General features: G+C 68.9%; 23 protein-coding genes. 13 read left to right on the top strand and 10 right to left on the bottom strand.

Annotation, left to right across the window (positions count from 1 at the left end; genetic code table 11):
• Positions 1-76 precede the first annotated feature (76 nt).
• Positions 77-469 (top strand): response regulator, encoded by a 393-nt coding sequence (locus K368_RS0116010; RefSeq protein WP_036266392.1) that lies wholly within the window; start codon positions 77-79, stop codon positions 467-469.
• Between the two features lie 22 nt (positions 470-491).
• Here the strand turns inward: K368_RS0116010 and K368_RS0116005 are convergent, their stop codons facing one another.
• Positions 492-1,328, bottom strand: coding sequence for an alpha/beta hydrolase (locus tag K368_RS0116005; protein ID WP_027173209.1), 837 nt, complete (start codon positions 1,326-1,328; stop codon positions 492-494).
• Positions 1,329-1,643: 315 nt separating this feature from the next.
• On the opposite strand from K368_RS0116005, the gene K368_RS0116000 reads away from it, so the two are divergent.
• Positions 1,644-2,522 (top strand): LysR substrate-binding domain-containing protein, encoded by an 879-nt coding sequence (locus K368_RS0116000; protein WP_027173208.1) that lies wholly within the window; start codon positions 1,644-1,646, stop codon positions 2,520-2,522.
• A 42-nt stretch (positions 2,523-2,564) separates the two neighbouring features.
• On the opposite strand, the gene K368_RS0115995 is transcribed toward K368_RS0116000, so the two are convergent.
• The 7 genes from K368_RS0115995 to K368_RS0115965 all read right to left on the bottom strand — a co-directional run bounded on the left by K368_RS0115995 (position 2,565) and on the right by K368_RS0115965 (position 10,553).
• Positions 2,565-3,581 (bottom strand): zinc-binding alcohol dehydrogenase family protein, encoded by a 1,017-nt coding sequence (locus tag K368_RS0115995; RefSeq protein WP_027173207.1) that lies wholly within the window; start codon positions 3,579-3,581, stop codon positions 2,565-2,567.
• 25 nt (positions 3,582-3,606) lie between these two features.
• Positions 3,607-4,599, bottom strand: a complete 993-nt coding sequence (locus tag K368_RS0115990; RefSeq protein ID WP_027173206.1) for a DMT family transporter — start codon at positions 4,597-4,599, stop codon at positions 3,607-3,609.
• Between the two features lie 169 nt (positions 4,600-4,768).
• On the bottom strand, positions 4,769-5,806 hold the full coding sequence (locus K368_RS0115985) for an SLAC1 anion channel family protein (RefSeq protein ID WP_051439895.1): 1,038 nt from the start codon (positions 5,804-5,806) through the stop codon (positions 4,769-4,771).
• Between the two features lie 105 nt (positions 5,807-5,911).
• Positions 5,912-8,161 (bottom strand): xanthine dehydrogenase family protein molybdopterin-binding subunit, encoded by a 2,250-nt coding sequence (locus tag K368_RS0115980; protein ID WP_027173204.1) that lies wholly within the window; start codon positions 8,159-8,161, stop codon positions 5,912-5,914.
• Positions 8,162-8,174: 13 nt separating this feature from the next.
• Positions 8,175-8,621 (bottom strand): (2Fe-2S)-binding protein, encoded by a 447-nt coding sequence (locus K368_RS0115975; protein WP_027173203.1) that lies wholly within the window; start codon positions 8,619-8,621, stop codon positions 8,175-8,177.
• Positions 8,622-8,723: 102 nt separating this feature from the next.
• Positions 8,724-9,671: a helix-turn-helix domain-containing protein gene (locus tag K368_RS0115970; protein WP_027173202.1), complete on the bottom strand. Its 948-nt coding sequence runs from the start codon at positions 9,669-9,671 to the stop codon at positions 8,724-8,726.
• Positions 9,672-9,758: 87 nt separating this feature from the next.
• The gene (locus K368_RS0115965; protein WP_027173201.1) at positions 9,759-10,553 is read right to left on the bottom strand and encodes an SDR family oxidoreductase; all 795 of its coding nucleotides are present in this window, start codon (positions 10,551-10,553) and stop codon (positions 9,759-9,761) included.
• A 119-nt stretch (positions 10,554-10,672) separates the two neighbouring features.
• On the opposite strand from K368_RS0115965, the gene K368_RS0115960 reads away from it, so the two are divergent.
• The gene (locus tag K368_RS0115960; RefSeq protein WP_027173200.1) at positions 10,673-11,620 is read left to right on the top strand and encodes a GlxA family transcriptional regulator; all 948 of its coding nucleotides are present in this window, start codon (positions 10,673-10,675) and stop codon (positions 11,618-11,620) included.
• 155 nt (positions 11,621-11,775) lie between these two features.
• Here K368_RS0115960 and K368_RS0115955 read toward each other — a convergent pair whose 3' ends face one another.
• Together K368_RS0115955 and K368_RS0115950 are read right to left on the bottom strand one after the other, a co-directional pair.
• Positions 11,776-12,228: a hypothetical protein gene (locus K368_RS0115955; protein WP_027173199.1), complete on the bottom strand. Its 453-nt coding sequence runs from the start codon at positions 12,226-12,228 to the stop codon at positions 11,776-11,778.
• A 90-nt stretch (positions 12,229-12,318) separates the two neighbouring features.
• The gene (locus K368_RS0115950; RefSeq protein ID WP_027173198.1) at positions 12,319-13,290 is read right to left on the bottom strand and encodes a PfkB family carbohydrate kinase; all 972 of its coding nucleotides are present in this window, start codon (positions 13,288-13,290) and stop codon (positions 12,319-12,321) included.
• Between the two features lie 139 nt (positions 13,291-13,429).
• On the opposite strand from K368_RS0115950, the gene K368_RS0115945 reads away from it, so the two are divergent.
• From K368_RS0115945 to urtA, 10 genes are all read left to right on the top strand, one after another.
• The gene (locus tag K368_RS0115945; RefSeq protein ID WP_027173197.1) at positions 13,430-14,125 is read left to right on the top strand and encodes a GntR family transcriptional regulator; all 696 of its coding nucleotides are present in this window, start codon (positions 13,430-13,432) and stop codon (positions 14,123-14,125) included.
• 366 nt (positions 14,126-14,491) lie between these two features.
• Entirely contained in the window at positions 14,492-18,475 is a 3,984-nt protein-coding gene (locus K368_RS27600; protein ID WP_027173196.1) for a M10 family metallopeptidase C-terminal domain-containing protein, read from the top strand.
• A gap of 120 nt (positions 18,476-18,595) precedes the next feature.
• The gene (locus K368_RS0115930) at positions 18,596-18,817 is read left to right on the top strand and encodes a hypothetical protein (protein WP_027173195.1); all 222 of its coding nucleotides are present in this window, start codon (positions 18,596-18,598) and stop codon (positions 18,815-18,817) included.
• Between the two features lie 147 nt (positions 18,818-18,964).
• Positions 18,965-19,429, top strand: coding sequence for an urease accessory protein UreE (gene ureE, locus K368_RS0115925; RefSeq protein WP_027173194.1), 465 nt, complete (start codon positions 18,965-18,967; stop codon positions 19,427-19,429).
• Positions 19,429-20,196: an urease accessory UreF family protein gene (locus tag K368_RS0115920; RefSeq protein ID WP_027173193.1), complete on the top strand. Its 768-nt coding sequence runs from the start codon at positions 19,429-19,431 to the stop codon at positions 20,194-20,196. The genes ureE and K368_RS0115920 overlap by 1 nt, the downstream gene beginning before the upstream one ends.
• A 59-nt stretch (positions 20,197-20,255) precedes the next feature.
• The gene (locus K368_RS0115915) at positions 20,256-20,951 is read left to right on the top strand and encodes an urease subunit beta (protein ID WP_027173192.1); all 696 of its coding nucleotides are present in this window, start codon (positions 20,256-20,258) and stop codon (positions 20,949-20,951) included.
• 144 nt (positions 20,952-21,095) lie between these two features.
• Positions 21,096-22,808 (top strand): urease subunit alpha, encoded by a 1,713-nt coding sequence (gene ureC / locus K368_RS0115910; RefSeq protein WP_027173191.1) that lies wholly within the window; start codon positions 21,096-21,098, stop codon positions 22,806-22,808.
• A 14-nt stretch (positions 22,809-22,822) separates the two neighbouring features.
• Positions 22,823-23,458 (top strand): urease accessory protein UreG, encoded by a 636-nt coding sequence (gene ureG / locus K368_RS0115905; protein WP_027173190.1) that lies wholly within the window; start codon positions 22,823-22,825, stop codon positions 23,456-23,458.
• Between the two features lie 5 nt (positions 23,459-23,463).
• The gene (locus K368_RS0115900) at positions 23,464-24,324 is read left to right on the top strand and encodes an urease accessory protein UreD (protein WP_027173189.1); all 861 of its coding nucleotides are present in this window, start codon (positions 23,464-23,466) and stop codon (positions 24,322-24,324) included.
• Between the two features lie 175 nt (positions 24,325-24,499).
• The gene (gene urtA / locus K368_RS0115895; protein WP_027173188.1) at positions 24,500-25,750 is read left to right on the top strand and encodes an urea ABC transporter substrate-binding protein; all 1,251 of its coding nucleotides are present in this window, start codon (positions 24,500-24,502) and stop codon (positions 25,748-25,750) included.
• Positions 25,751-25,755 lie beyond the last annotated feature (5 nt).

Raw genomic sequence — 25,755 nt, 5'->3', positions numbered from 1 at the left:
CGGCTTGGGCCAACGCTTCCCGGTCCAAGATGCGCCGGTCACAGGGACCGGGCGGCGAACCCCTTAGGTCAATGGAATGGCAGCTCTGCCTGTGATCGCGATCGTCGACGACGACGAGGACGTGCGCGTGGCGACCGGAAGCCTCGTCCGCTCCCTCGGCTACACGGCCCGCATCTACGCTTCGGCTCGGGATTTCCTGGAGACCTGTCCGGTGGACGCGCCCGATTGCGTCATCACCGACGTGCAGATGCCCGGCATGACCGGCGTGGAGATGCACCGGGGCCTGCTCGCCCTGGGATCGCGGGTGCCGGTGATCTTCGTGACGGCGTTCCCCACCGAGGCCTTGCGCAACACCGTCCTGGCGGCGGGCGCCAGCGACTTCCTGGGCAAGCCCTGCGACGGCGCGACGATCATCCGCTCCCTGGAGCAGGCCCTGACGGGCGGGTCGGCGAGGGACGCGACGGCGTGATCGCCGTCGCGAAAGACCCGGCTCAGCCCTTCACGAAAGCGAGGAGGTCGGGGTTGACGACGTCATGGTGGGTGGTGAGCATCCCGTGCGGAAAGCCCGGATAGGTCTTGAGCGTGCCGTTGGCCAGGAGCGTGACCGATTTCAGCGCGGCATCCGCGATCGGCACGATCTGGTCGTCCTCGCCATGCAGGACCAGGGTCGGCACGGTGATGGCTTTCAGGTCGTCGGTCTGGTCGGTCTCGGAGAACGCTTTGATGCCGTCGTAATGGGCCTTCGTGCTGCCCATCATACCCTGGCGCCACCAATTCCGGATCACGCCCTGCTGCACGTTCGCGCCGTCGCGGTTGAAGCCGTAGAAGGGGCCGCTCGCCACGTCGAGGAAGAACTGCGCGCGGTTCGCGGCGGTGGCCGCGCGGAACCCGTCGAAGACCGCGATCGGCAGACCTTCGGGATTGGCCTCCGTCTTGAGCATCAGCGGCGGCACCGCCGAGACCAGCACGGCCTTGGCCACGCGGCCGGCCGGCTCTCCGTGCCTCGCCACGTAGCGGGCGACCTCGCCGCCGCCGGTGGAATGACCGATATGCACGGCGTTCCGCAGGTCCAGCGCCTCCGTCACGGCGAAGGCGTCGGCGGCGTAGTGATCCATGTCGTGGCCGGCATCGACCTGGGCCGAGCGGCCATGGCCGCGCCGGTCATGCGCCACGACCCGGTAGCCGTGATGCAGGAAGAACAGCATCTGCGTGTCCCAGTCGTCCGACGAGAGCGGCCAGCCGTGGTGGAACACGATCGGCTGGGCGCTCTTTGGACCCCAATCCTTGAAGTAGATCTCGACGCCGTCCTGGGTGGTGACGAAGGGCATGGGAGGATGTCCGATTCCGTAGGGAGCTGGTCCGAGCTTAGGAAGCTCGGCGCCGAGCCGGCTTGACGATTCGCGTCACCGCTTGGACGAATGCGCCATTGCCGATGCCGCCCTGATCGGCCCCGGCGCGGGGGCCGCTTTGCGTGATCGGCCGCTTCCATTCGATCGGCTTCTGGATGCGATCGGAACTCTACGATGTTCGTTTCTCCGGAATGCGGTCATTGTCGTCGCGAGGCCGCTCGCCGCCGCCCCCGGGCGCAGGACGGCGGGATGTCGAGGGGACCGGCGCGAACCAGACAGGACATCGACGGAACGATGCGCTCTCCCGATCTCGAACTCGACCTGCTGAGGGCCTTCGTCGCCGTGGCCGAGACCGGCAGCTTCACGGCCGCCGCCGACGTGGTGCACCGCTCGCAATCGGCCGTGAGCCAGAAGGTCCTCCGGCTCGAGGAGATCCTGGGACGGCGCGTCTTCGACAGGACGAGCCGCACGCTCGGCCTGACCCTCGACGGCGAGCGGCTGCTCGTGGCGGCGCGCCAGATGCTCGAACTCAACGATCGGCTGATGCGTACCTGGCGCGATCCGCCCGCCAGCGGCACGCTGCGCCTCGGGGTCGCCGAGGATTTCATTCCGGGCCAGCTGCCCAAGCTCCTCGCCCGGTTCGGGCGCCTCTATCCGGACGTGCATATCGACCTGATGACGGGGCTCAGCTGCAACCTTCTGGCGGCCTACAACGCGGACCAGCTCGACGCGGTCATCGCCAAGCGCAGCGGCGCGCAGGCCAGGGGGCGCGTGATCTGGCGCGAGCCGCTGGTCTGGCTGGCCTCCGTCGACTACCGGCTCGACTTCGACAAGCCGGCCCGCCTGGTGATGCTGTCGCCCCCATGCACCTACCGCGAGTCGATGATCGCCGCCCTCGATTCCGTGCGCCGGGACTGGATCGCCGCCTGCACGGCGAGCAGCCTCATGGGCGTGCAGGCCGCCGTGGCGGGCGGCCTCGGGGTGACGCTGCTGGGGCGTTCCTTCATGCAGGAGGGCATGCAGATCCTGCGCGCGCCGGACCTGTGGCCGGCCCTGCCGATGACCGACGTCACCGTTCTGGGGGAGGACCGCGCGCCGGACCTCGTCGCCCCGCTGATCACCTTCCTGACCCAGAGCCTCGCCAGTCACGACGCGCTCACCCTCGCGGCCTGACCCGGCCTTCGCGGCGAGCGCCGCGAGGCGTAGCCCGGGCTGTCATGCCCAGCCCTCCAGGACGATCTTGCCCTTGGCCCGGCCGCTCTCGATCAGGGCATGGGCGCGCCTCAGGTTGGCGGCCGAGATCGGGCCGAAGCTGTCGGCGAAGGTGGTCTTCAGCGTGCCGGAATCCACGAGGCGCGACACCTCCCCGAGGAGATGGCCCTGCGCAGCCATGTCGGCGGTCTCGAACATCGAGCGCGTGAACATGAACTCCCAATGCGTCGACACGCTCTTGCGCTTGAACGGCACCACGTCGAGGACCGCCGGGTCGTCGATGAGGGCGAAGCGGCCCTGCGGGGCGATCAACGCGGCGATCTCCGCCACGTGCTGGTCGGTGTTGGTCGTCGAGAACACGAAGGCCGGCGCACCGAGCCCGAGCGCGGCGAACTCGGCGCCGAGCGGCCGGGTATGGTCGATCACGTGGTGGGCGCCGAGGTCGCGGCTCCAGGCGGCTGTCTCGGGACGGGAGGCGGTGGTGACCACGGTGAGGTCGGTGAGCCGGCGGGCGAGCTGCGTCGCGATGGATCCGACGCCTCCCGCCCCGCCGACGATCAGCACGGCGTTCCCGGCGCCCGGAACGGGCGTCCTCACGTCGAGCCGGTCGAACAGGGTTTCCCAGGCGGTGATCGCGGTGAGCGGCAGGGCCGCGGCTTCGGCGAAGGAGAGCGTGGCCGGCTTGGCGCCGACGATCCGCTCGTCGACGCAATGGAACTCGGCGTTCGTGCCCTGCCGGCCGAGGGCTCCGGCATAGAACACCGCGTCGCCAGGTTTGAACAGGCCGGCCTCCGCGCCCACCGCCTCGACGATCCCGGCGGCATCGTAGCCGAGAACGTGCGGCTGTCCGTCGGCGGGCACGGCCCGGGCGCGGACCTTGGTATCGACCGGATTGACCGAGACCGCCCTCACCCGGACGAGGAGATCGCTCGGGCCCGGGATCGGGGTGGGGAGATCGAGGTCGAGGAGGGCCTGGTCGTCCTCGATGGGCAGAGACGTGTAGAAACCGACGGCTTTCATCAGGGTGGTCCTCGTGAATGGAACGTCAGGAGCCGGATTTGCGTGACGGGACGGCGCTCGCCGCGACGCCGAGGACGATCGCGAGGGAGCCGAGGATCAGGTCGGGGCCGGGCGCCTCGTGCAGGATTGCGACGGAGGTCAGGAGGCCGGTCACCGGCACCGCCAGCATCGTGGTCGACATCGTGCTCGCCGAAAGCCGAGCGCTCGCGGCGTTGACGGCGCAGAAGCAGAAGGCGGTGGCGACGGGCCCGACGAAGACGAGGCAGGCCCAGAACGCCCCCGTGCCGTCCCCGCTGAACGGCCCCTCGACCGCGAGCGCCACCGGAGCCAGAACGGAGGCGGCGAGCAGCATCTGCCAGGGCGCGAGCTGGATGGCCGAGGACGGTCCGCGCCCGTAGCGCAGGTGCAGGAGGCACGCGGCCCAGGCGGCGGATGCCGCGAGCAGCATCGCGTTGGCGCCGACCACGTCCCTGTCGTGCCAGTCGATGGCGTAGGGATTGAGCAGGACCAGGACGCCGATGCCCGCGAGGACTATTCCGATCCAGCGCCGCCGCTCGATGCGCTCGCCGAAGACGAGGAGCGCCGCCGGGATGACCCAGATCGGGGTCGTGTAGCTCAGGATCGCCGAGCGGCCGGCGGGAAGCTGCGTCATCGCCAGGGCGCCCAGCGCCGTGAACAGCATCATCTGCAGGAGGCCGATGGAGGCGACGACGGGCAGATCCCCGCGCCGGGGCAGGCGGATGTCGCCACGGGCGGCCTGCCAGGCGAACAGGCAGATCGCACCGGTGGCAAACCGCGAGGCCGAGAACCAGAGCGGCGAGACGTGGCCCAGGCCCAGTTTCATCACCGGCCAGTTCGCGCCCCAGAGCAGGATCGCGCCGCCGAGAAGGAGGGGAGAGGCGCCCCATGCCTCGGCGCCCCGCCGCTTCCTGACGAGGCCCGCGAGGCGGCGCGCGGGGGCGAGCCCCGTCGGGGTTCGGGGGACGACATGGGCGGCGGCGATCGCTGAGGCGGACATGGCTGGTCTCGTCGGTGTCACGCGCTGAGGGGGTGCCCGTGGTCCGAAGCGGAGCGTCCGTGGAGCGCGCCGTGATCGCCCGAGCCCAGGCAGCATGCTGCGGGGCGAGCGATCCGATAAGCGCATAGTTCTGATCGGAGGGATCGGTTTTTCTTCTGGACGATTCTGATCAGCTCGCGAGCTCACGCAGCTCGCCCCGGCTGATGCCGAGGATCGTGCGCAGCGCGAGACCGGCGATGGTCACCGTGGCGAGGCCGAGGAGGAGCAGGGCCAGGATATCGGCCGCCATGGTCCCGGCATGCTCGGCATAGCGCAAGGCCGCCACCGCCATCGCGGCCATGGGAAAGCTCACGGCCCACCACGAGACCCGGAACGGGCAGCATCGCGGCAGGTCGCGCAGGCGTCCGGCCAGGACGGCGAAGACGAAGAGGGCGACGAAGAACAGGGCCTCCGCGAACGCATCGACCCGGCCGAACGTCGCGACGTAGCTGGAGACGCCGACGGCGAAGGGCGCCACCAGGATCATCAGGGTCGGCCGTTGCGCCGGGGCGAGGGGCTCCTCGAAGACGAGGCGGGCGAAGATCAGGGTGAAGAGCGGGACGGCGAAGAACAGCCCGACGCTGAGGGAGAACATCACCACCGCCTGCATATGCGGCAGACCCAGCGAGGGCGCGGCCAGGGGCACGTCGAGGAGCCCGACGACCGGCACGATCCAGGCCGGCGTCGCATGGGCGAGCTGGTGCCGGCTGCCCATCCACCGGCTCACGATGAGAAAGGCGAAGACCAGCATCCCGGCCGCGCCGAGGATCCAGGCCGTGGCGGCGAGACGGGGGCTGAGCCCCTGGAGCGTGAACGGCAGCAGCAGCAGGCTGATCGGCACCGTTCCGAACAGGTTGCCGGCGATCGGGTGCCGGAACTCGGAGAGCACGGCCTGCCGGGCCGTCACCGCCTTCGCGCCGTAGGCCAGCGCCAGCGCGACGAAGGCGGCGAGCGCCGTCCAGCCGATCATGTCGGCGATGAGGGGGGTGAAGCCATGGCGTGCGCCCGCGAGCCGCCACCCGACGGCGAGTCCCATCAGCCCCATCACGGAGCCGAAGAGGCCCACCGGCAGGTCGTCGAACAGCGGCCTGCGCAGGGGGATAGCCTGCGCCGTGCCGTCCGCGACGATCGGTGTCGTCAACGCCAGGGTTTCTCCGTCGCGGGGCATCGCACGTCCTGTCCTGATGGCCGATGGAGGTATCCGCGTGGGGGCGGATCGTGTCCGATCCCGAGGGCGCCCGGCCATGGCGGCATCGCGGGGATACCGTCGGGATCAGGCGTCGGAGAGCCGGGTGTTCGCGAGCGGAAGGCTGCGCACCCGGCGGCCCGTGAGGGCGGCGACCGCGTTGACCACGGCCGGGGGCACTCCGGGCAGGCCCGGTTCCCCGATGCCGCCCATGGGCGCCCCGCTCTCGACGATGGTGACGTGGACCCGCGGCATGCGCTCCCGGTCGAGGATCGGATAGGTGTCGAAGTTCCGTGCCTGCCGCTGCCCGCCCTCGTAGACGACCTGCTCCAGCAGCGTCGAGGACAGGCCGAGGGCGGCCGCGCTCTCCACCTGCCGCTTGACGATGGCCGGGTTGACCACGCTGCCCGGATCGATCGCGATCCAGAGGTCGTGCACCCGCGCCTCGCCGTCCTTCAGGGAGACCTCCGCGATGGTCGCCGTCTCCGAGCCGAAGGGCGAGGCCATCGAAACGCCGCGCGCGCGGCGGGTGCCGTCGGCCGCCTCGAACGGCCCGCGCTTCCATCCTCCGGAGAGATCGGCCACCGCCTGCAGCAGCGTCCGATGCCGCGGGCTGTCCTTCAGGAGCGTCATGCGCAGGGCGAACGGGTCCTTCGCCCCGGCCTGAGCGATCTCGTCGAGGAAGCTCTCGTAGAAGAAGTCGTTCATCGAGTGCCCGACCGAGCGCCAGAAGGCGATCGTCACCGGATGGGGCACCTTCACGTAGTCGAGCCTGCGGTTCGGGATCGCGTAGGGCTTCTTGTCGAGGCCCTCCACCACGGAGGAATCCACCGGCGACTTGAACAGGGCGCCGAACCAGCGCCCGATGGGTCCCTCCCCCACGGCCGTGGTCTGCAGGGCGACCGGCATCCCGTCGCTCCCGAGGGCGGCGCGGAACCGGGCGAAGCTCAGGGGACGCACCGCGTCCATGCCGAATTCCTCCTCGCGCGACCACAGCACCCGCACCGGCCGACCGGTCGCCTTGGCGAGCAGGATCGCCTGCGGAAACGGGTTGGCGGGACCATAGGAGAAGTGCCGCCCGAAGAAGCCGCCGAGCATCGGCGAGTGGATGCGCACCTGCATCGGCTGGAGCCCGGCGACGCCGGCGGCGACCTGCTGGAACAGCTCCGGCATCTGGTTGGGCAGCCACAGGTCGAGGGTGCCGTCCGCCTCGAACCGGGCCACTGCCGAGGGCGGTTCGAGCTGCGCATGGGCGAGGTAGGGCGCGTCGTACTCCGCCTCCACGATCTTGGCCGCACCCGCGAAGGCGGCCGCGACGTCGCCCTCCTGCTCGGCCGGGATGCCGGGCTCCGTCGATCCCTTGAGAGCCGCGAGCATCGCCGCCGACGAGAAGGTTTTGGAAACCGTGGCGACCCCGTCCGCTGCGGGGTTCGTCCAACTCACCTGCAGGGCTTCCGCGCCCTTGCGCGCACGCCACCAGCTGTCCGCGATCACCGCCACGGCGCCCGGCAGCCGATGCACCGAATGGATGCCCGGCATGGCGCGGATGTCGCTCTCATTGGCGACGGCCTGCGGCTCGGTGCCGAGGTGCGGCGCATGCAGCACCGCCGCGTGCAGCATGCCGTCGACCGTGATGTCGATGGCATAGACGGCCCGGCCCGTGGACTTCTCATGCATGTCGAGCCGCGCGACGGGCTTGCCGATCCAGCGGAACGTCTTCGGGTCCTTCAGCGGCACGTCGTCCCGCGGCGGGAGCGCGAGGGCGGCGGCGGCGAGCTCGCCATAGCCGAGGGAGCGACCGGAGGCGGCGTGGATCACCCGGCCGTCATCGCTGGTCAGCTGGTCCTGCGCGACACCGAGCTTGGCGGCTGCGGCGCGCAGCATCATCTCGCGGGCCGTGGCGCCGAGTCGCCGCATGGCGGCGTAGCTGGAGCGGGTCGAGAAGCTTCCGCCGGTCATGCGCAGGCCGTTGACCACGGCGTAGTCGGGCCCGGGTGGCGCGCATTCCACGGCGAAACGCGCGGGGTCGAGGTCGAATTCCTCGCCGATGGTCTGGGCGAGGCCGGTATTGATGCCCTGCCCTCCCTCGACGAAGGGGCTGAGCAGCCGCACCGTGCCGTCGGGCCTCATCTCCAGGAACGCCGCGACGCGGGTTCCGGGCTTGGGCGCGATGGCGGCCGCGCCCTCGGCCCGCTCCTGGGCCGCGGCGGGGTCGGGACCGAGATGGACGCCGAGCACGAGGGCGCCGGTGGCGGCGCCGAGAAAGCCGCGGCGCGACAGGTTGCGGATGGGCTCGCGGCCGCCGGCGAGCGGCAGCGGGGGAGAGAGGTCGTTCATGGTGCCGTTCCCCTCAGGCCGCGGCCTGCCGCACGGCGGCGGCAATCGCGTTGTAGGTGCCGCAGCGGCAGAGATTGGTCATCGCCGCGGCGATGTCGTCTTCGGTCGGCTTCGGGGTGTTCTTGAGGAGGCCGGTGGCGGCCATGACCTGGCCCGACTGACAATAGCCGCATTGCGGGACCTCGATGCCGATCCAGGTGGCCACGACCCTGGCTCCCACCGAATCCCGCTCGATCGCCTCGATGGTGGTGACGGCCTGCGTGCCGACGCTCTCCAGCGGGATCTGGCAGGACCGCGTCGCCTGCCCGTCGAGCAGGATGGTACAGGCGCCGCATTGACCGATGCCACAGCCATACTTGGTGCCGCTCAGGCCCAGCGTATCGCGCAGAACGAACAGGAGCGGAGTATCCGGTTCGGCATCGACAGCATATTGGCGGCTATTGACCGTCAGATCGACCATGACCGTCTCCTCGATACCGTTCGCAAAGCGCAGTATTGTGAATAAAGACGATGTCGGCTATCGCAAATGCCATAAACGCAGCGTTTTCGGACATGCCTCCGTTCAGGCGGCGTGCCTGTCACGCAGGGCGCCTTGCCGGATCTCCTGCGGGGTCCGGCCGTAGATCCGCACGAAGGCGCGGCGCATCCGTTCCCTGTCGGTGAAGCCGGATTCGGCTGCGACGATGTCCAGGGAGTGCCGGCTCCGCAGCAGCAGGACGCGAGCGGCGTCGGCGCGAAGACGTTCGATCACCTTGGCGGGTGACAGGCCGAACTCCGCCTGGACCGCCCGGCTGAACTGTCTGGGGGATAGGCGGGCGACATCGGCGAGGCGCGCCACGCTCAACGTCTCGCGCAGATTGGCGCGCACGAACTCGAAGGCCCGCTGGATGCGGTCGGATTTCGGCTGCAGGTCGAGCAGGGTCGAGGCCTGCTGCTGTCCGCCGAACCGGCGGCGTTCCAGCAGCATCCGGCGGGCGACATCCCGGGCCACCGTCGGTCCGAGATCGTCCTCCACGAGCGCCAGGGCCATGTCGATCGAGGCGGTCATGCCGGCCGAGGTCCAGACCGATCCGTCCCTGACGTAGAGCTGGTCGGTCTCCACGCGCAGGTCGGGAAAGCGGGATCCGAGCTCCGCATTGTCGCGCCAATGGGCGGTCACCTGACGGCCCGCGAGAAGGCCCGCTTCCGCCAGGACGAAGCTCCCCCTGCAGAAGGAGGCGACCCGCCGGGCCTGTCCCGCCGCCCGGCGCACGAATGCGAGGAGCGCGGGCGAGCCCGCGCTCGCGCCGGTGAAGGCGCTCACGATCAGGGTATCGAACGCAGCCTCGCCGGGCGGCTCGGTCATGACGGAGAAGCCCGCATTCGTCTGAACGAGACCGCCGGATTCGGAGATCAGGCGCAGGTCGTAGACGGGCTCGCCTGCCGCGTTGTTCGCGACCTGGAACACGGCCATGGCCGAGAGCGACATCAGCTTGAGATCGGGAATCGCCAGAACGCCGATCGTCAGCATGGCTTTCTCCCTGCACCCGAAGTCATGGAAGGATGTAGCGAGCTTAGCGCAGAATCGAAGCGTTCGGACTACTGGCCCTTCCCGTGCCTACGCGGCCCGATACCGCTCGGCCGCCACGGCGCTCGACAGATGCGGCAGCATGGTCTGGCGTGCCGTCTCCCAGGCCTCCCATTCGCCGAGATCCATCAGGGATGGGATGGTGGCGAACTCGCCCCGGTCGAGGCCGACCAGGGCCGCATCGACAAGGTCGGCGGCGGACATGACCCATCCCTCCGGCAGGTTGCTCGCGGGCAGGCCGGCGATGTCCCAGAACTCCGTGCCGGTGGCGCCGGGCAGGACCACCTGCACCGACACGCCGGTGCCGGCGAGTTCCTTGGCGAGCGAGTGGCTGAACGCCAGCACGAAGGATTTCGAGCCGCCATAGACGCCGTTGAGCACTTCCGGCCCGATGGCGACGATGGAGGCGATGTTGATGATCGTGCCCGTGCCGCGCGCCATGAATGACGGCACGGCGGCGTAGGTCAGCCGCGTCGGCGCGGTGACGTTGATGGCGATCATCCGTTCCATCTCGTCAACCGAGGCGGAGGCCAGCGGCGCGGCGCTGCCGAACCCGGCATTGTTGACGAGATGCGTGATGCGCGCGTCGGTCTTCAGGATGTCTTCGACCTCGGCGAGGCCCGTCCGGTCCGTCAGATCGGCCTCGACCGCGCGAACCGTGACGCCATGGCGGCGGGCGAGCGCGTCGGCGACCGCATCGAGCCTGTCCTTGTTGCGGGCCACCAGGATGAGATCGTGGCCCCGCGCGGCGAAGCGGTCGGCGTAGACGGCGCCGATGCCCGAGGAGGCCCCTGTGATGAGCACGGTTCCCTTTGCTGTGGTCATGGTCTTCGTTCTTTCGAGATGCGTGGGCAGCCAGTGCCGATGTCACGAACCTAGCCCTGGACGGCGATGTCCGAAATGACGTAAAAACGTCAATTCAGGACGCCGCCAGGAGAATGACCATGCGCCATGTCGGTTTCATCCTGGAGGACGGGTTCCAGGTCATGGGATTGGCCGCGTTGTCGGCCTTCGAATTCGCCAATGTGGAGCTCGGATCGGAGGCCTACCGTCTCACGGTGATGTCCGAGCACGGGGCGACGATCCGCTCCTCGTTGGGGATCCGGATCGAGACCGTCCCGCTCACCCTCGCGCCGGACACCCTGATGGTCGTGGGGGAATTGGTGCCCCGTCCGCTCACGCCCGCCTTGCGCGGGTACATCGCCGAGGCCGGCCGGACCTCCCGCCGGGTGGCGGGCCTGTGCACGGGGGCGTTCGCCCTGGCCGAGGCCGGTCTGCTCGATGGCCGCACCGCCACCACCCATTGGGCCCATGCCCGCGACCTGCAGGAGAGGTTTCCCCTGATCCGCGTCGACGACGATCGCATCTTCGTGGGCGACGGACATATCTGGACGTCGGCGGGGATGAGCGCGGCCATCGATCTGACTCTGGCCCTGATCGAGGACGATCACGGGGTGGACCTGTCGCGGATGATCGCGCGGAAGCTCGTGGTCTATCACCGCCGGCCGGGCGGCCAGTCCCAGTTCTCCGCGCTCCTCGAACTGGAGCCCCGGTCGGACCGTGTCCGTCGCGCCCTGGTCTATGCCAGGGAGCACTTGCGCAATCCTCTCACCGTCGAGGAGCTGGCCGACGCCGCGAGCGTGAGCCCGCGCCAGTTCAGCCGGATCTTCCGGGAGGAGACCGGACAATCCCCGGCGAAGGCGGTCGAGCGCCTTCGGCTGGAAGCCGCCCAGCTCATGCTCGAGGACGGCCGCCATTCGATGGATGTCGTCGCCCGCGACACCGGCTTCGCCGATCGCAACCGGATGCGGCGCGCCTTCCTGCGCACGTTCGGCCAGGGACCGCAGAGCCTGCGTCGCGGCTTGCGCCTCGTAGACCAGTCCGCCGCGTAACGGCCCGCGCGGCGGACGCCGGTCGTCCCCCGTCAGCCAGCCGGACGCAGCCTGCCAGGACGGTTCCGAGGATCAGAGTCCGAACGGGGATAGAGACCAGGAGAATCCGCCGCGGAAAGAGGTGCCAATCGCTGACGCCGGCGGCATCCCTCGTCCTATCCGGCGCCCGTCGTCGCGCGGCGCGGCGCGATCAACTGATCGAAGATCACGCGCTTGCCGGTCTTCCTGTAGCGCACGCCCATCGCCCGGCGGCCGATATTGCGGGCCTTGCCGGCCTCCACCAGGGCCATCAGCGTCTGGGGCACGGCCGCGGCCGCCGTCATCACCCAGGCCACGTCGGCGCCGTCGGGCCGGTCGAGGGGCGGCGGCTTGCCCGTCCGGGCGAAATCGCGGGCCTCCGCGTGGCTGTAGAGATGCCATCCGAGATAGCCGACGACCCGCCTGTCGTCGAAGGCGAAGAGCGCGTGGCCGCGCCGGATCTGGTCGTCCACGGTCTGGGTCAGGTCGCCGAACCGGAAACCGGAGAAGGGCGCGCGGCGGGCGAGGAAGTGCAGGGCGATCCCCAGCGTCGCATAGGAAGGATCCAGGGCACGGATCGTCACAGCCATGGGGGTGTGCTCCTCGTCTTGCGCGCGCGAAGGCGGCGCGGCTCGCGGTCTTGTGCGCTGCGCGGCTCATGGTCTTGTGCGCTGCGCGGCTCATGGAGCCGCCGTCCCGGGCGCCTGGGCGCTGAGGAAGGCCCTGACCTCCCCCGGATCGGGTAGGCCGTCGAGGACGCCGGCGCGGGTCACCATGAAGGCGCCGCAGGCCGCCGCCATCCGGCAGCTCGCATCCCAGGGAGTGCCCGCCACGAGCCCGGCCGCGAGGCCCGCCGTGAAGGCGTCGCCGGCACCCATCGTGTCGATGGCGGCCACCGGGTAGGCCGGCTGATCGAGGATCGTCGAACCGCCGAGGACGATCCGCGCCCCGGACGCGCCGAAGGTGATCGCCAGCGCCTCGACGCCGCGTTCGTGAAGCGCCCTCCCGAGCCCCTCCGCCGCCGCGCGCAGAGGACCGGTGCCGGCCTGTCCGGGGCACAGGAATCCGAGAAGGGCCTCCGCCTCGGTCTCGTTCACCACGAGGATCGTGGTGGAGGCCAGAATTCCGGCCAGGGTCTCGGGCGCCGGCATCCGGAACGGCGAGGGGTTGAGAAGGGTCGGAACGCCGGCGCCGCGGGCGATCGCGAAGGCTTCGGCGATGGGGCCGTCGCCGATCTCGAACTGCGCGAGCACCATCGCGGCCGAGGCGATGCGCGTCGCCGCCGCGCGCACGGTCTCCCGCGACAGGAGCAGGTTGGCTCCGGGATGGACCGCGAGGCAGTTCTCGCCATCGGCCCCGACGAAGCCGACGCCGATGCCGGTGGAGCCGGGATGGACCCGTATCATCGAGGCCGGCAGGCCCATCCGCAAAAGCGCGGGCTCGGCCAGCGCCGCGAGATGGTCATTCCCCACCGGGATCAGGCCGTCCACCGTCACGCCGAGGCGGCGGAGGCCGGCGGCGACGTTGAACCCCTTGCCGCCCGGTTCCCAGGCCACGGCGGAGGCCAGCAGCGATTCGCCGGGACGGGGAAGCCGGTCGACCCGGAACGTGCCCGCCGCGACGAAACTGCCGAGCACGAAGGCGCTTCCCATGTGGCCAGTCCGCCGCGAGGTCATGTAAGGGAGGGAGTGTGACGCGCCGCCCGGACGCCCTTCTTACGATGCCGCCGCATTGACCAAAACACCAAACGTTTTCGCGAGCCTCCGCATCCAGAACGACACGGCTCTCCCGATGTATCGGCAACTGGAGCACCAGTTCCGGGCCATGATCACGGATGGTCTTCTTGCCGCCGGGGCCACCCTGCCCGCCGAGCGAAAGCTGGCCCTCGACCTCGGCATCAGCAGGAAGACCGTCCAGCAATGCTACGATGCCCTGCGCCAGCAGCGGCTGGTGAGCGCACATGGCCGCAACGGCTACATCGTCGAGGACGGCTTCCGCCGCATCAAGCCCGGCATGGAGCGCCTCAAGGGCTTCACCGAGGAGATGCAGGAACTGGGGCGCGTCCCTTCCACCCGCATCCTCGAGCGGGCGGTGGGCGAGGACCGGTCCATCGCCTCGATCTTCGGCCTCTCCTCCACGGCCCGGTTCCTCCGGCTCGTGCGCGTCCGTCTCGGCGACGGCATCCCCCTGTCGGTGGAGAAGGCCTGGTACGATGTCGGCCTCGCGCCCGGCCTCGCCGAGGCGGACCTGTCGGGCTCCATCTATGCCCGCCTCGTGGAATGCGGAGCGCCTCTCGTCGATTGCGAGCAGACCATCGAGGCGGCCTCTCCCGAGCCGCAGGAATGCGCGATCTTCGGCTTTTCCGAACCGCTGCCCTGCCTGCTGATCAAGCGCCGCTCCTACGGCGCCGATGGCCGGATGATCGAGTATGTCGAAGGGCTCTTTCGCGGCGACGCCTACGCCTACCGCCTGCGCCTGCGGGCATAGGGCCTGATCCCGGACAAGACGATGCGACGCCGATATCTCACCGCATCGTCACGGTTGCGATGTCCGTGAGGATGTCGTGGCGGCGCTGTTTGACGACGGCCCAGCCGTTGCGGAAGTCACGGCAGCATGTCCTGTTTTTGGTACCATCGAAGGATACCATTAGCTGAATATAACACGCGGATACTGTCGCGATGACTACTTTGGATCCATTTTGGTAGCGTCCATTACTGTTGCATGGTAGCGCTTGAGTCGATCGGGCGAGCCGATTCGAGGGCCTTGCCTCAAGGCGCGTCCACGCAAAGGTCTTCCCCCCGCCAACCGTCGGATCGGTTCGCGGGCTAGGAGACTCACGGGGGAAATCGGGCGATGTGCATCCTGTGCAGCGATGAGCCGGGCTACGTGTCCCGGCATTGGATGTCCGGATCATCGGCGGGGAGCGCGTCGTTCGCGGCGACCGTGGTCTCGGCCCCGCCCTCCGGCGATCTCGCCAGGGTCATCGACCAGCTGACCACCTCGTGGCCCGTCCGCCCCGGCCAACCGCCCGAGGACGACGCCCGGACCTGGGCGGGGACGCAGCTCACCTACGCGATTCCCTCGACCTCGCCGCCGGACAGCGTCACCACGGAATCCACCGGATTCCGGGCGATGACCACGCTGATGGTCGACCGGGCCCGCGAAGCCTTCGAGCTCTGGGACGATCTGATCGCCATCGACCTCGTCGAGACCACGTCCGCGACCGACAACGACATCAGCTTCGCCTACAGCTCGGTCACCGACAAAGGCGGCAGCTATGCCGCCCCCACCCTGACTCAGGGGAACAACGGCGTCGACACGATCACCCAGCAGCGGATCTGGTTGAATTCGAGCTGGACGACCCACGATGCCGATGCCGACATGTTCTATGGCGGCTACGGGGTCCAGACCTACGTCCACGAGGTCGGACACACCCTCGGCCTCTCGCATCCCGGCAAGTACGATGCCGGGGCCGGCGGTCCGATCACTTATAACGGCAATGCCGAATACGCTCAGGACACGCGGAAATACACCGTCATGTCCTATTTCGATGCGGATGAAGATGGGTCCGGCGTCGATCATGTCGGCCGCACTCTGAACGTGACCTACGGCGCGACGCCGCTCCTCGACGACATCGCGGCGATCCAGGCCAAGTACGGGGCCGATCCCAACACCCGGGTGGGCAACACGACCTATGGGTTCAACTCCAATGCGGGCCGCGGCGCCTTCGATTTCACCCTGAACACCGACCCCGTCATGGCGATCTACGATGCCGGGGGATACGACACCCTGGACGTGTCGGGCTTCACGACGAACCAGTTGATCGACCTCGGCGCGGGCACCTTCTCCGACATCGGCAGCATGACCGACAACGTCGCCATCGCCCGGAACACGGTGATCGAAGCGGCGGTCGGCGGGTCGGGCAACGACACGATCTATGGCAATGCCAGCAACAACACCCTGACGGGGAATGGCGGGAACGACCGGATCTACGGTTCCGGCGGCAGCGACGTTCTCTATGGCGGGTTCGGCACCGACACGCTCTACGGTGGATTGGGGGGCGATACCCTCGACGGCGGTCCGGGCGACAACGCCCTCTACGGCGAGGACGGCAGCGATACGCTCCGATCCGGCCTCAACAAGGACGTGCTCGATGGCGGGGCCGGGTTCGACTATGCCAGCTATGCCACTTCGACGGCGGCCGTCACGGTCGACCTGTCGGTCGGCAAGGTGCTCGGCGGCTACGCCAACGGCGATACGATCACGGGGATCGAGGGCGTCTACGGATCGGCCTATGCCGATACGCTGAGCGGCGCATCCACGGCATCGAGCCTCTATGGCGGCGGCGGCGACGACCGGCTCCGGGGCCTGGGGGCGAACGACGTCCTCTATGGCGAGGCCGGCAACGACACCCTGGTGGGGGGCGCCGGCGCGGATATCGTGTTCGGCGGCGACGGGTTCGACATCGCGGGGTTCGACGGCAGCGCCGGCGTCACGGTGAACCTGATCACCGGAAACCATGCGGGCGACGCCGCGGGGGATCTCTTCTCCTCGATCGAACGCTATACCGGCAGCAACTTCGACGACACCTTCGTCGGTGCGGCAGCGGCCGACGATTTCGTGGGCCGCGGCGGCAATGACAGCCTCAGCGGAAACGGCGGCGCGGACAAGCTGGAGGGCGGCGCGGGCGCCGACAGGATCGACGGCGGCGACGGGATCGATACGGCGAGCTACGCGGGGTCGAGCGCCGGCGTCTATATCGACCTGTCCCTCGGCAAGGTGCTCTACGGCGATGCGAACGACGACACCCTCGTCAGCATCGAGAACCTGGAAGGCTCGGGCTACGACGACAACCTCGTCGGTGACGCCGCCGCCAACACGCTGAGCGGCCTGGCCGGGAGCGACACCCTGTCCGGCGGCGGCGGGGCCGATTTCCTCGGGGGCGGTGACGGCAACGACTATCTGACGGGCGGGGCCGGAGCCGATTACATGACGGCCGGCGACGGTGTCGACTGGGCCTATTACAACGACTCGAGCGCGGGCGTGACCGTGGACATCAGCGCCGGCAAGGTCGCCGGCATCGGCGGCAGCGCCGAGGGCGACGCCCTGGTGGATTTCGAGAACATCCTCGGCTCGGCCTTCGACGACAAGCTCTACGGCAACGGATTCGCCAACATCCTCAGCGGCGCCGCCGGGAACGATTCGCTCTACGGCTATGACGGCGCCGATACCCTGCTGGGCGGCGCGGGCGCGGACAGGCTCGACGGCGGCACCGGCTTCGACGTCCTGGATTACGGTGCCTCCGCCGCCGGCGTGTCGGTCAACCTCAGCACCGGAGCCGTGAGCGGCGGCGACGCGGCGGGGGATGTCCTCGTCGGAATCGAGCGGGTGGCGGGATCGCGCTTCGCCGATACCCTGGTCGGGACGCTCGGGGTCGATCTCCTCGACGGGCGGGCCGGGGCCGACAGCTTGCAGGGGCTTGGCGGCGACGATGTCTACTCCATCGACGACAGCGGCGATCTCGTCTTCGAGGTCGCGGGGGGCGGGGCCGATACGGTGCTCGCCGCCGTGAGCTATCGGCTCGCCGCCGGCCAATCCATCGAGACCCTGCGGACGATCCTCGACACCGGCACCGTCGCCATCGACCTGACCGGCAACGAAACCGCCAACAAGCTCGTGGGCAATGACGGGGCCAACCTCCTCGATGGCGGGGCGGGTGCCGATACCCTCTATGGGCGGGACGGCAACGACATCTTCATCGTCTCGGCGGCGGCCGACAAGGTGTTCGAGTCCGCCGGAGACGGCACCGACACGGTGAGGGCCGCCGTGAGCTATGGGCTCGCCGCCGGCCAATCCATCGAGACCTTGCGGACGATCCTCGACACCGCCACAACCGCCATCGACCTGACCGGCAACGAACTCGTCAACAAGCTCGTGGGCAATGACGGGGCCAACCTCCTCGACGGCGGCGCCGGCGCCGACAGCCTGTACGGTCGGGCCGGCAACGACACGTTCATCGTCTCTGCGGCGACCGACAAGGTGTTCGAGGCTGTCGGCGACGGCGCCGACACGGTGAGGGCGGCGGTCGATTACGTGCTCGCCGCCGGCCAATCCATCGAGACCTTGCGGACGATCCTCGACACCGCCACAACCGCCATCGACCTCACCGGCAACGAACTCGTCAACAAGCTGGTGGGCAATGACGGGGCCAATGTCCTCGACGGCGGCGCCGGGGCCGACAGCCTGTACGGTCGGGCCGGCAACGACACGTTCATCGTCTCGGCGGCGACCGACAGGGTATTCGAGGCGGTGGGCGACGGTGCCGACACGGTGAGGGCCGCCGTCGATTACGTGCTCGCCGCGGGCGAATCCATCGAGACCTTGCGGACGGTGCGGGATACCGGCACCGTCGCCATCGACCTGACGGGCAACGACGTCGCCAACAAGATCCTCGGAAACGACGGACTCAACATCCTGTCCGGCGGCGATGGGGCGGATCTGCTCTATGGCAGAGGAGGCGCCGACACCTTCGTCTTCGACCGCCTCGGCGACAGCACCGTGTCCGCTGGCGGACGGGACACGCTCAAGGATTTCAGCACGTCCCAGGGAGACCGGATCGACCTTCATGTCATCGATGCGGTCGCCGGCGGCGTGGTGAACCAGGCCTTCCGCTTCATCGAGGACGATGCGTTCACCAGCAGGGCGGGCGAGCTTCGCTCCATCGTCTCGGGCGGGAATACCCTGGTGAGCGGCGATGTGAACGGCGATGCGAAGGCCGATTTCGCCATTCTCCTGAGCGGCACCTTTGCCCTCCAGACGGCGGATTTCATCCTTTGATGTCGGTCTGACAAGCCGTCGAAGATGCGTGATGCAGCAAGGCATTATCCCATGGGATCGGTGGATCGGAAGGATGCCGATGAGTATTTCTCGCCCGTCGTAATGATTCGGAGGTCTGGCATGGCGAACCATTACTGCCTGGATCCTTTGGATCCCCATGGGGAATCGGAGGTGTTCGTGGTTTTCGAAGGCCGATATCCCAATATTCGCCTTCTGTCGGTCATCAACCAGAGTCGCGATGACATTCTCTCCGCTCTGGTGGAGGAGCAGCGGCGCGACCTGATCCGCGAGATCGGGGCCTTCTATCGCCCTCCGCTGACCGCCAGGACGGCGACGGCGTAGCGCCCCGGGCGCTGTCCCGAGCCGATGCATCGGTCGACAACGGCCTCCCGTTCGCGCCGGAAGGGCCGAGCGTGGGGAAGCATTGGCGTGCCGATGCGAACCCGGTTAGTTTCCTCTCCTGGACCTCGCCGGGTGAGTGGAGACCGAATGCGCGTCATCGACCGTATCGTGGGCAGCAGGCTCGATCCCGAGATCGCACACCGCCTGCATCATCTCGATCACCACCACGCCGTCGACATCCTGGCCATCGACAGCGCCGACACGGCCCGGCGGCGATTGCGGGCGACCACGGAGGGCGGCGAGGACATCGCCATCGCCCTGCCCCGCGAGGAAACCCTGTTCGACGGCGCCGTCCTGATCCTCGAGACGGACCGCGCCTTGGTGGTGCGGGTCGGGGCGGAGCGCTGGCTTCGGCTGGTGCCCGGGGACAAGGCCGCCGCCCTCGAACTCGGCTACCATGCCGGCAACCTGCATTGGCGCGTGCGCTTCGACGGTGACGACCTGCTCGTGGCCCTCGAAGGCCCGCCGGAGGATTACCTCGCGCGCCTCGGCGATCTGACGGCGTCCGGCCGCGTGGCGCATGGGCTCGACGGGCGGACGGAAGCCGCCTGATGCTGCAGCGGCTCATCGCCCTCCAACAGGCGGATTCGGCCTTCCCCAGCGGGAGCTTCGCCTTCTCGAACGGGATCGAGGGGCTTGCGGCGCTTCCGGACGGTCTCGGCGGGGCGGAGCTCGGCCATGCGGTCGAGGTCATCCTGCGCCATCGCTGGGCCGGCAGCGACCGGGTCGCCCTGGTTCTGGCGCATCGGTCGGCGGGGGACCTGGCGCGCCTCGCCCGGATCGACGCCGCCGTTGAAGCGGCCTGCCTGCCCGAGCCGATGCGCACGGGCAGCCGACGCAACGGCGGGGCACTGCTCGCCGCCCATACCCGCATCGGGACGCCGGGGGCCGAAGGCTTGCGCATGGCGGTGCGCGACGGCCCGCTCCTCGGGCATCTGGCGGTGATGCAGGGCGCCCTGTGGAGATCCCTCGGCCTCGACGAGACCACGGTCACCGAGATCGCCGGCTACCAATGTGCGGCCGCCCTCGTCACCGCCGCCGTGAGGCTCGGGCGGGTCGGCGCCATCGAGGCGCAGCGCATCCTCTCTGCCCTGATGCCGGTGCTGGCGGAGATCGCGGCCCGGCCTGTGCAAGGGGGCGGGCAAGAGGCCCAGCAAGAGGCCGAGCAAGAGGCCGAGCAAGAGGCCGAAGAGGGGAGCGAGACGTGGGGCGAGGACGACACCGACAGCGCGGACATCATGCTCGTCGCCTTCACACCGCTCATCGAGATCGCCACCATGCGTCACGCCCGCGCCGATCTGCGCCTGTTCGCGAATTGAAACCGTCGCCGGACGGTGAAACACGGTTCCGGGAACGGACGAGGCCGTAGGGATCACCAATGCTGCTGACACCGACCGAACTCGAACGGCTGACCATCTTCACGGCGGCGGAACTGGCGCGAAAGCGCCGCGCGCGCGGCCTCAGGCTGAATTACCCGGAGGCCGTCGCCATCATCTCCGACGAGATCCTGGAGGGCGCGCGCGACGGGCGCAGCGTCGCCGACCTGATCGGATGGGGCTCGACCATCCTCACCACCGGGGACGTCATGCCCGGCATCGCCGCCATGCTGCCGATCCTGCAGGTCGAGGGCGTGTTCCCCGACGGCACCAAGCTCGTCACCGTGCACGAGCCGATCCGGCCCGCCGAGGGGGCGCCGGCCGATACGCTGGAGCCCGGCGCGATCCTGCCCGCCGAGGGGGAGATTGAACTGTCCGCGGGACGCCCGCGCACCACCATCGAGGTGGTCAATACCGGCGACCGGCCGGTGCAGATCGGATCGCATTACCACTTCTTCGAGGTCAACCGCGCCCTCGACTTCGACCGCGAGGCGGCGCTGGGCCTGCGCCTCGACATCCCGGCCGGCACGGCGGTGCGGTTCGAGCCGGGCCAGCGCAAGACCGTGACCCTTGTGGGGTTCGGCGGCGAGCGCCGGCTCACCGGCCTGAACGACCTGACCCAGGGGACGATCGACACGCCGGCGGACCGCGCCGCCGCCCTGGCCCGTGCCAAAGCCGGCGGCTTCAAGGGTGCATAGAAGTCCGGGCGCGTCATACCGGACGACGATGAGGAGACCTCATCGTCGTCCGCCCGCGCGACCGCGCGGCGGCGGGCGTCCGCCGAACGCACTGATTGCGGCCATCGGTCGGGACCGGTGCCGCTTGGTGTCAAGGAGACCATCATGGTGACGATCCCCCGCCGCGACTACGCCGCCCTCTACGGCCCCACCACGGGGGACGGCGTGCGCCTCGCCGACACCTCCCTCGTCGCCGTCGTGGAGAAGGACTACGCCGTCTACGGCGACGAATGCCTGCATGGCGGCGGCAAGACCCTGCGCGACGGCATCGGCATGGCGCCCGGCGTCACCTCGGCCGAGGGCGCCCTCGATTTCCTGCTCTGCAACGTCCTCGTCATCGATCCGGTGCTCGGCATCGTGAAGGGCGATCTCGGCATCCGCCACGGCAAGATCGTCGGCATCGGCAAGGCCGGCAACCCGGCGATCATGGACGGGGTCGATCCACGGCTCATCGTGTCCGCCGGCACCACGGTGCGCGATTGCGAGGGGCTGATCGCGACGCCGGGCGCCATCGACGTCCATGTCCACTTCGATTCCGCGGGCCTGCCCGACCACGCCATCGCCTCGGGCATCACCACGCTGCTGGGCGGCTCATTGGGGCCGATCACCGTGGGCATCGATTCCGGAGGCCCGTTCAACACGGGCAAGATGCTCCAGGCGGCCGAGCATTGGCCGGTGAATTTCGGGTTCCTCGGCCGTGGCAACACCCACAAGCCGGCAGCCCTGAAGGAGCAGCTCGAGACCGGCGTGCTCGGCCTGAAGATCCACGAGGATTGGGGGGCGATGCCCTCGGCCATCGATGCCTGCCTGGGATTCGCCGACGAGCACGACTTCCAGGTCCAGCTCCACACCGACACGCTCAACGAATCCGGCTTCGTCGAGGACACGCTCGCCGCCATCGGCGGCCGTGTGATCCACATGTATCACACGGAAGGCGCCGGGGGCGGGCACGCGCCGGACATCATCCGCGTCGCCGGCCTGCCCCATTGCCTGCCCTCCTCGACGAACCCGACCAACCCCTACACGGTGAACACCTTCGACGAGCACCTCGACATGACGATGGTGTGCCACCACCTCAACCCGGCCCTGCCGGAGGACGTGGCCTTCGCCGAGAGCCGCATCCGCGCCCAGACCATCGCCGCCGAGGACGTGCTGCACGATATCGGCGCGATCTCGATGCTCGGTTCCGACAGCCAGGGCATGGGCCGCATCCACGAGGTGATCTGCCGGACCTGGCAGCTCGCCTCCAAGATGAAGGACCAGCGCGGCAGCCTGCCCGAGGACCGGGCCGGCTTCGGCGACAATGCCCGGATCAAGCGCTACATCGCCAAATACACCATCAATGCGGCCCGCACCTTCGGCATCGCCGAGCACATCGGCTCCCTCGAAGAGGGCAAGATGGCCGATATCGTGCTGTGGCGCCCCGCCTTCTTCGGCATCAAGCCCGAACTGGTCATCAAGGGCGGCTTCATCGCCTGGGGCGCCATGGGCGATTCCGCCGCCTCGCTGATGACCTGCGAACCGATGCTGCTGCGCCCCCAATGGGGCGCGTTCGGCCTAGCCAAGCAGGGGCTCTCGGCCTGTTTCGTCCATCCGCTGGCGATCGAGCGGGGCCTGCGCGACGAGCTCGGCCTGCGCAAGGCGCTGCTGCCGGCCCATGGCACCCGGACGCTCAGCAAGGCCGACATGCTCTGGAACGACGCCTGCCCCCATATCCGCGTCGATCCCCAGACCTTCGACGTCTTCGTCGACGGGGCCATCGCCACCTGCGAACCGGCCAAGGTCCTTCCCCTCGCCCAACGCTACATGCTGCGCTGATGCCCGACACCGCGATGATTCTCACCCCGTCACCTAAACGTGCCAGCGCCGCGCGGATCGGCATCGGCGGACCCGTCGGGTCGGGGAAGACGGCGCTGATCGAGCGTCTGATCCCGGTTCTGGCGGGGCGCGGCGTCGATCTCGCCATCGTCACCAACGACCTCGTCACCAAGGAGGACGCGGAGCGCCTGCGCCGGTCCGGGCTGATCGACCCGGCCCGGGTCTCGGCGGTGGAGGCCGGCGCCTGCCCGCACACGGTGATCCGCGAGGACCCGACCCTCAACATCGCGGCGGGCGACGCCCTGGAGGCGGCCTTTCCCGGCCTCGATCTCCTCATCTTCGAATCCGGCGGCGACAACCTCGCCTCCACCTTCTCCCTCGATCTGGTGGATTGGTGGATCTTCGTCATCGACGTGGCGGGGGGCGACGACATCCCGAGGAAGCGCGGCCCCGGCGTGCTGCGCTGCGACCTTCTCGTGGTGAACAAGACGGACCTCGCTCCCCATGTGGGGATCGACCTGCCCGCCATGCTCGGCGAGGCCACCGCTGTCCGCGGCGGCAAGGCGATGATCGCCACCAATGCCCGCTCGGGCGACGGGATCGAGGCCGTGGCGGATGCGATCTGCCGCGCCGTGCTGTTCGCGCCTTGAGCGACGTGGGAGAGGAGATCCGGGGCGCGACGCCGGAGGGAGCGGGCCGCTCCCGGCATCGCCAAGCCCGCCTCGTCTTCGTGCGCGGCGGCGGGACCACGGTGCTGTCGCGGCAGGTCGTGCCCTATCCGTTCCACATCACGCGACCGTTCCGGATGTATCCCGAATGTCCCGACATCGCGACGCTGTATCTCCAATCGGCCTCCGGCGGGCTCTACCGCGCCGACCGCCTGGGCCTCGACATCACGGCGAAGGCCGGAAGCCGGGCTCATGTCACCACCCAATCGGCCACCGTCGTCCATGACACCGGCGCCTACGCCGCGCGCCAGGACACGCGTCTCGCCGTCGCCAGCGGTGCGAGCCTGGCGCTGCATCCCGATCCGATGATCCTGTTTCCCGGCGCGGCACTGGATCTCGACACCCGCATCGTCGTCGGCCGTGATGCGAGCGTCATCGTCAGCGAAGGCTTCGCCAGCCACGATCCGAGCGGCATGGGCCGGCCGTTCGCCCGGATCGCCCTGTCGCTGCGGGTCGACGCCGAGGATGGACGCATCCTCGTCAACGAGCGCTCCACCCTCGACGGCGCGAGCCTGGCAGGCCCCGCCTCCCCCCTCGGCACGTATGCGGCCTATGGGTCGATGGCGATCCTCGGGGGGCGCGATGGCCATCCCGACATCGCCGCGCTGCAAGAGGCCGCCGATGCGACGGGGTGCCTATGCGGAGCGAGCCCGCTGCCCAACGGAGCCGGACTGGCCGTGCGGGTCCTCGCGCCCAGCGGGGGCGCCCTGTCGGCGGGGATGGATGGGGTCTTCGCGGTCGCCTTCGCGGCGCTGTTCGGTGTCGTCCCCGCGCGCCGCCGCAAGTGAGGACGGACGTCGTACCTGCCCAGCAATGAGGCAGCGTGCAGCCAATTTGCCCTTTAAGAAACGAAGTTTCTTCCCGACAGTGTGCCCCGGTCGAGCTGGAGTGATCCTGCTCGAGGAGAGCAACCGTGGATGGACACGGGCGTGTCCTCCACAATGACGAGTGGGGAATGAACCGATGGCGTCGAAAGACGAAGACACCGCTTATCGTCAACTCCGTCGCCGGTTGCTGCTCGGGCTCGCCGCCGCACCCTTCATCGCCGCCACGCGAAGCTCGCCCGTTCTCGCAGCCGATGCCGTGAACACCACGGGCCTCGCCGTCACCGACAGCGAGGTGACCGTCGGCATCCTCCACTCCGTCACCGGCACGATGGCGATCTCCGAGACCGGCGCCACGCAGGCCGAGAAGCTCGCCTTCGAAGAGATCAACGCCGCCGGCGGCATCCTCGGCCGCAAGATCAAGGTGATCCAGGAGGACGGTGCCTCCGACTGGCCGACCTTCGCCGAGAAGGCGAAGAAGCTCCTCGTCAACGACCATTGCGCGGCGATCTTCGGCTGCTTCACCTCGGCCTCGCGCAAGGCGGCGCTGCCGGTGATCGAGCAGTATAACGGGCTCCTGTACTACCCGACCTTCTACGAGGGTCTGGAGCAGTCCAAGAACGTCATCTATACCGGCCAGGAGGCGACGCAGCAGATCCTCGCCAGCCTCGATTGGGTCCACAAGGAGAAGGGCGGCGACACGTTCTTCTTCATCGGCTCGGATTACATCTGGCCGCGCACCTCGAACAAGATCGCCCGCAAGCATATCGAGAGCGTGCTCAAGGGCAAGGTCGTCGGCGAAGAGTATTTCCCGTTCGGCCACACCCAGTTCAACTCGGTGATCAACAAGATCAAGCTCACCAAGCCGAAGGTGATTTTCGTCACCGTCGTCGGCGGCTCGAACGTGGCGTTCTACAAGCAGCTCAAGGCCTCCGGCATCGACCTGTCGAAACAGACCCTGCTCACCCTGTCCGTCACGGAGGACGAGGTCGAAGGCATCGGCGGCGACAACATCGCCGGGGCCTATTCCTGCATGAAATACTTCCAGTCCATCGAGAACGACAACAACAAGGCTTTCGTCGCGGCCTTCCACAAGATGTGGGGCGAGAAGACCGTCATCGGCGACGTGACCCAGGCCGCCTATCTCGGCCCCTTCCTGTGGAAGATGGCCTGCGAAAAGGCTGGCTCCTTCGATGTGGACAAGGTCGTCGCGGCCTCGCCGGGCCTGGAATTCAAGGCCGCGCCGGAAGGCTACGTGCGCGTCGATCCCAACCACCACCTCTGGTCCAAGACCCGCGTCGCCAAGGCCCTGCCGAGCGGCCAGTTCGAGATCGTCTATACGAGCCCGGAGCTGATCAAGCCGGACCCCTTCCCCAAAGGGTACCAGTAGGCGCG

The organism is Methylobacterium sp. 10, from assembly GCF_000519085.1.
GTDB lineage: Bacteria > Pseudomonadota > Alphaproteobacteria > Rhizobiales > Beijerinckiaceae > Methylobacterium.
Note: the sequence above shows the minus strand (reverse complement) of the source record. Positions and strands in the feature narration are given on the sequence as shown.

Coding starts and splice junctions, on each gene's coding strand:
- K368_RS27600 (WP_027173196.1), top strand. CDS start 14,492: ATGTGCATCCTGTGCAGCGATGAGCCGGGCTACGTGTCCCGGCATTGG.
- K368_RS0115975 (WP_027173203.1), bottom strand. CDS start 8,621: ATGGTCGATCTGACGGTCAATAGCCGCCAATATGCTGTCGATGCCGAA.
- K368_RS0115990 (WP_027173206.1), bottom strand. CDS start 4,599: ATGTCCGCCTCAGCGATCGCCGCCGCCCATGTCGTCCCCCGAACCCCG.
- K368_RS0115965 (WP_027173201.1), bottom strand. CDS start 10,553: ATGACCACAGCAAAGGGAACCGTGCTCATCACAGGGGCCTCCTCGGGC.
- K368_RS0115950 (WP_027173198.1), bottom strand. CDS start 13,290: ATGGGAAGCGCCTTCGTGCTCGGCAGTTTCGTCGCGGCGGGCACGTTC.
- K368_RS0115945 (WP_027173197.1), top strand. CDS start 13,430: ATGTATCGGCAACTGGAGCACCAGTTCCGGGCCATGATCACGGATGGT.
- K368_RS0115995 (WP_027173207.1), bottom strand. CDS start 3,581: ATGAAAGCCGTCGGTTTCTACACGTCTCTGCCCATCGAGGACGACCAG.
- K368_RS0115970 (WP_027173202.1), bottom strand. CDS start 9,671: ATGCTGACGATCGGCGTTCTGGCGATTCCCGATCTCAAGCTGATGTCG.
- ureG (WP_027173190.1), top strand. CDS start 22,823: ATGATTCTCACCCCGTCACCTAAACGTGCCAGCGCCGCGCGGATCGGC.
- K368_RS0116010 (WP_036266392.1), top strand. CDS start 77: ATGGCAGCTCTGCCTGTGATCGCGATCGTCGACGACGACGAGGACGTG.
- K368_RS0116005 (WP_027173209.1), bottom strand. CDS start 1,328: ATGCCCTTCGTCACCACCCAGGACGGCGTCGAGATCTACTTCAAGGAT.
- K368_RS0115960 (WP_027173200.1), top strand. CDS start 10,673: ATGCGCCATGTCGGTTTCATCCTGGAGGACGGGTTCCAGGTCATGGGA.
- ureE (WP_027173194.1), top strand. CDS start 18,965: ATGCGCGTCATCGACCGTATCGTGGGCAGCAGGCTCGATCCCGAGATC.
- urtA (WP_027173188.1), top strand. CDS start 24,500: ATGGCGTCGAAAGACGAAGACACCGCTTATCGTCAACTCCGTCGCCGG.
- K368_RS0115955 (WP_027173199.1), bottom strand. CDS start 12,228: ATGGCTGTGACGATCCGTGCCCTGGATCCTTCCTATGCGACGCTGGGG.
- ureC (WP_027173191.1), top strand. CDS start 21,096: ATGGTGACGATCCCCCGCCGCGACTACGCCGCCCTCTACGGCCCCACC.
- K368_RS0115920 (WP_027173193.1), top strand. CDS start 19,429: ATGCTGCAGCGGCTCATCGCCCTCCAACAGGCGGATTCGGCCTTCCCC.
- K368_RS0115980 (WP_027173204.1), bottom strand. CDS start 8,161: ATGAACGACCTCTCTCCCCCGCTGCCGCTCGCCGGCGGCCGCGAGCCC.
- K368_RS0116000 (WP_027173208.1), top strand. CDS start 1,644: ATGCGCTCTCCCGATCTCGAACTCGACCTGCTGAGGGCCTTCGTCGCC.
- K368_RS0115915 (WP_027173192.1), top strand. CDS start 20,256: ATGCTGCTGACACCGACCGAACTCGAACGGCTGACCATCTTCACGGCG.
- K368_RS0115930 (WP_027173195.1), top strand. CDS start 18,596: ATGGCGAACCATTACTGCCTGGATCCTTTGGATCCCCATGGGGAATCG.
- K368_RS0115985 (WP_051439895.1), bottom strand. CDS start 5,806: ATGCCCCGCGACGGAGAAACCCTGGCGTTGACGACACCGATCGTCGCG.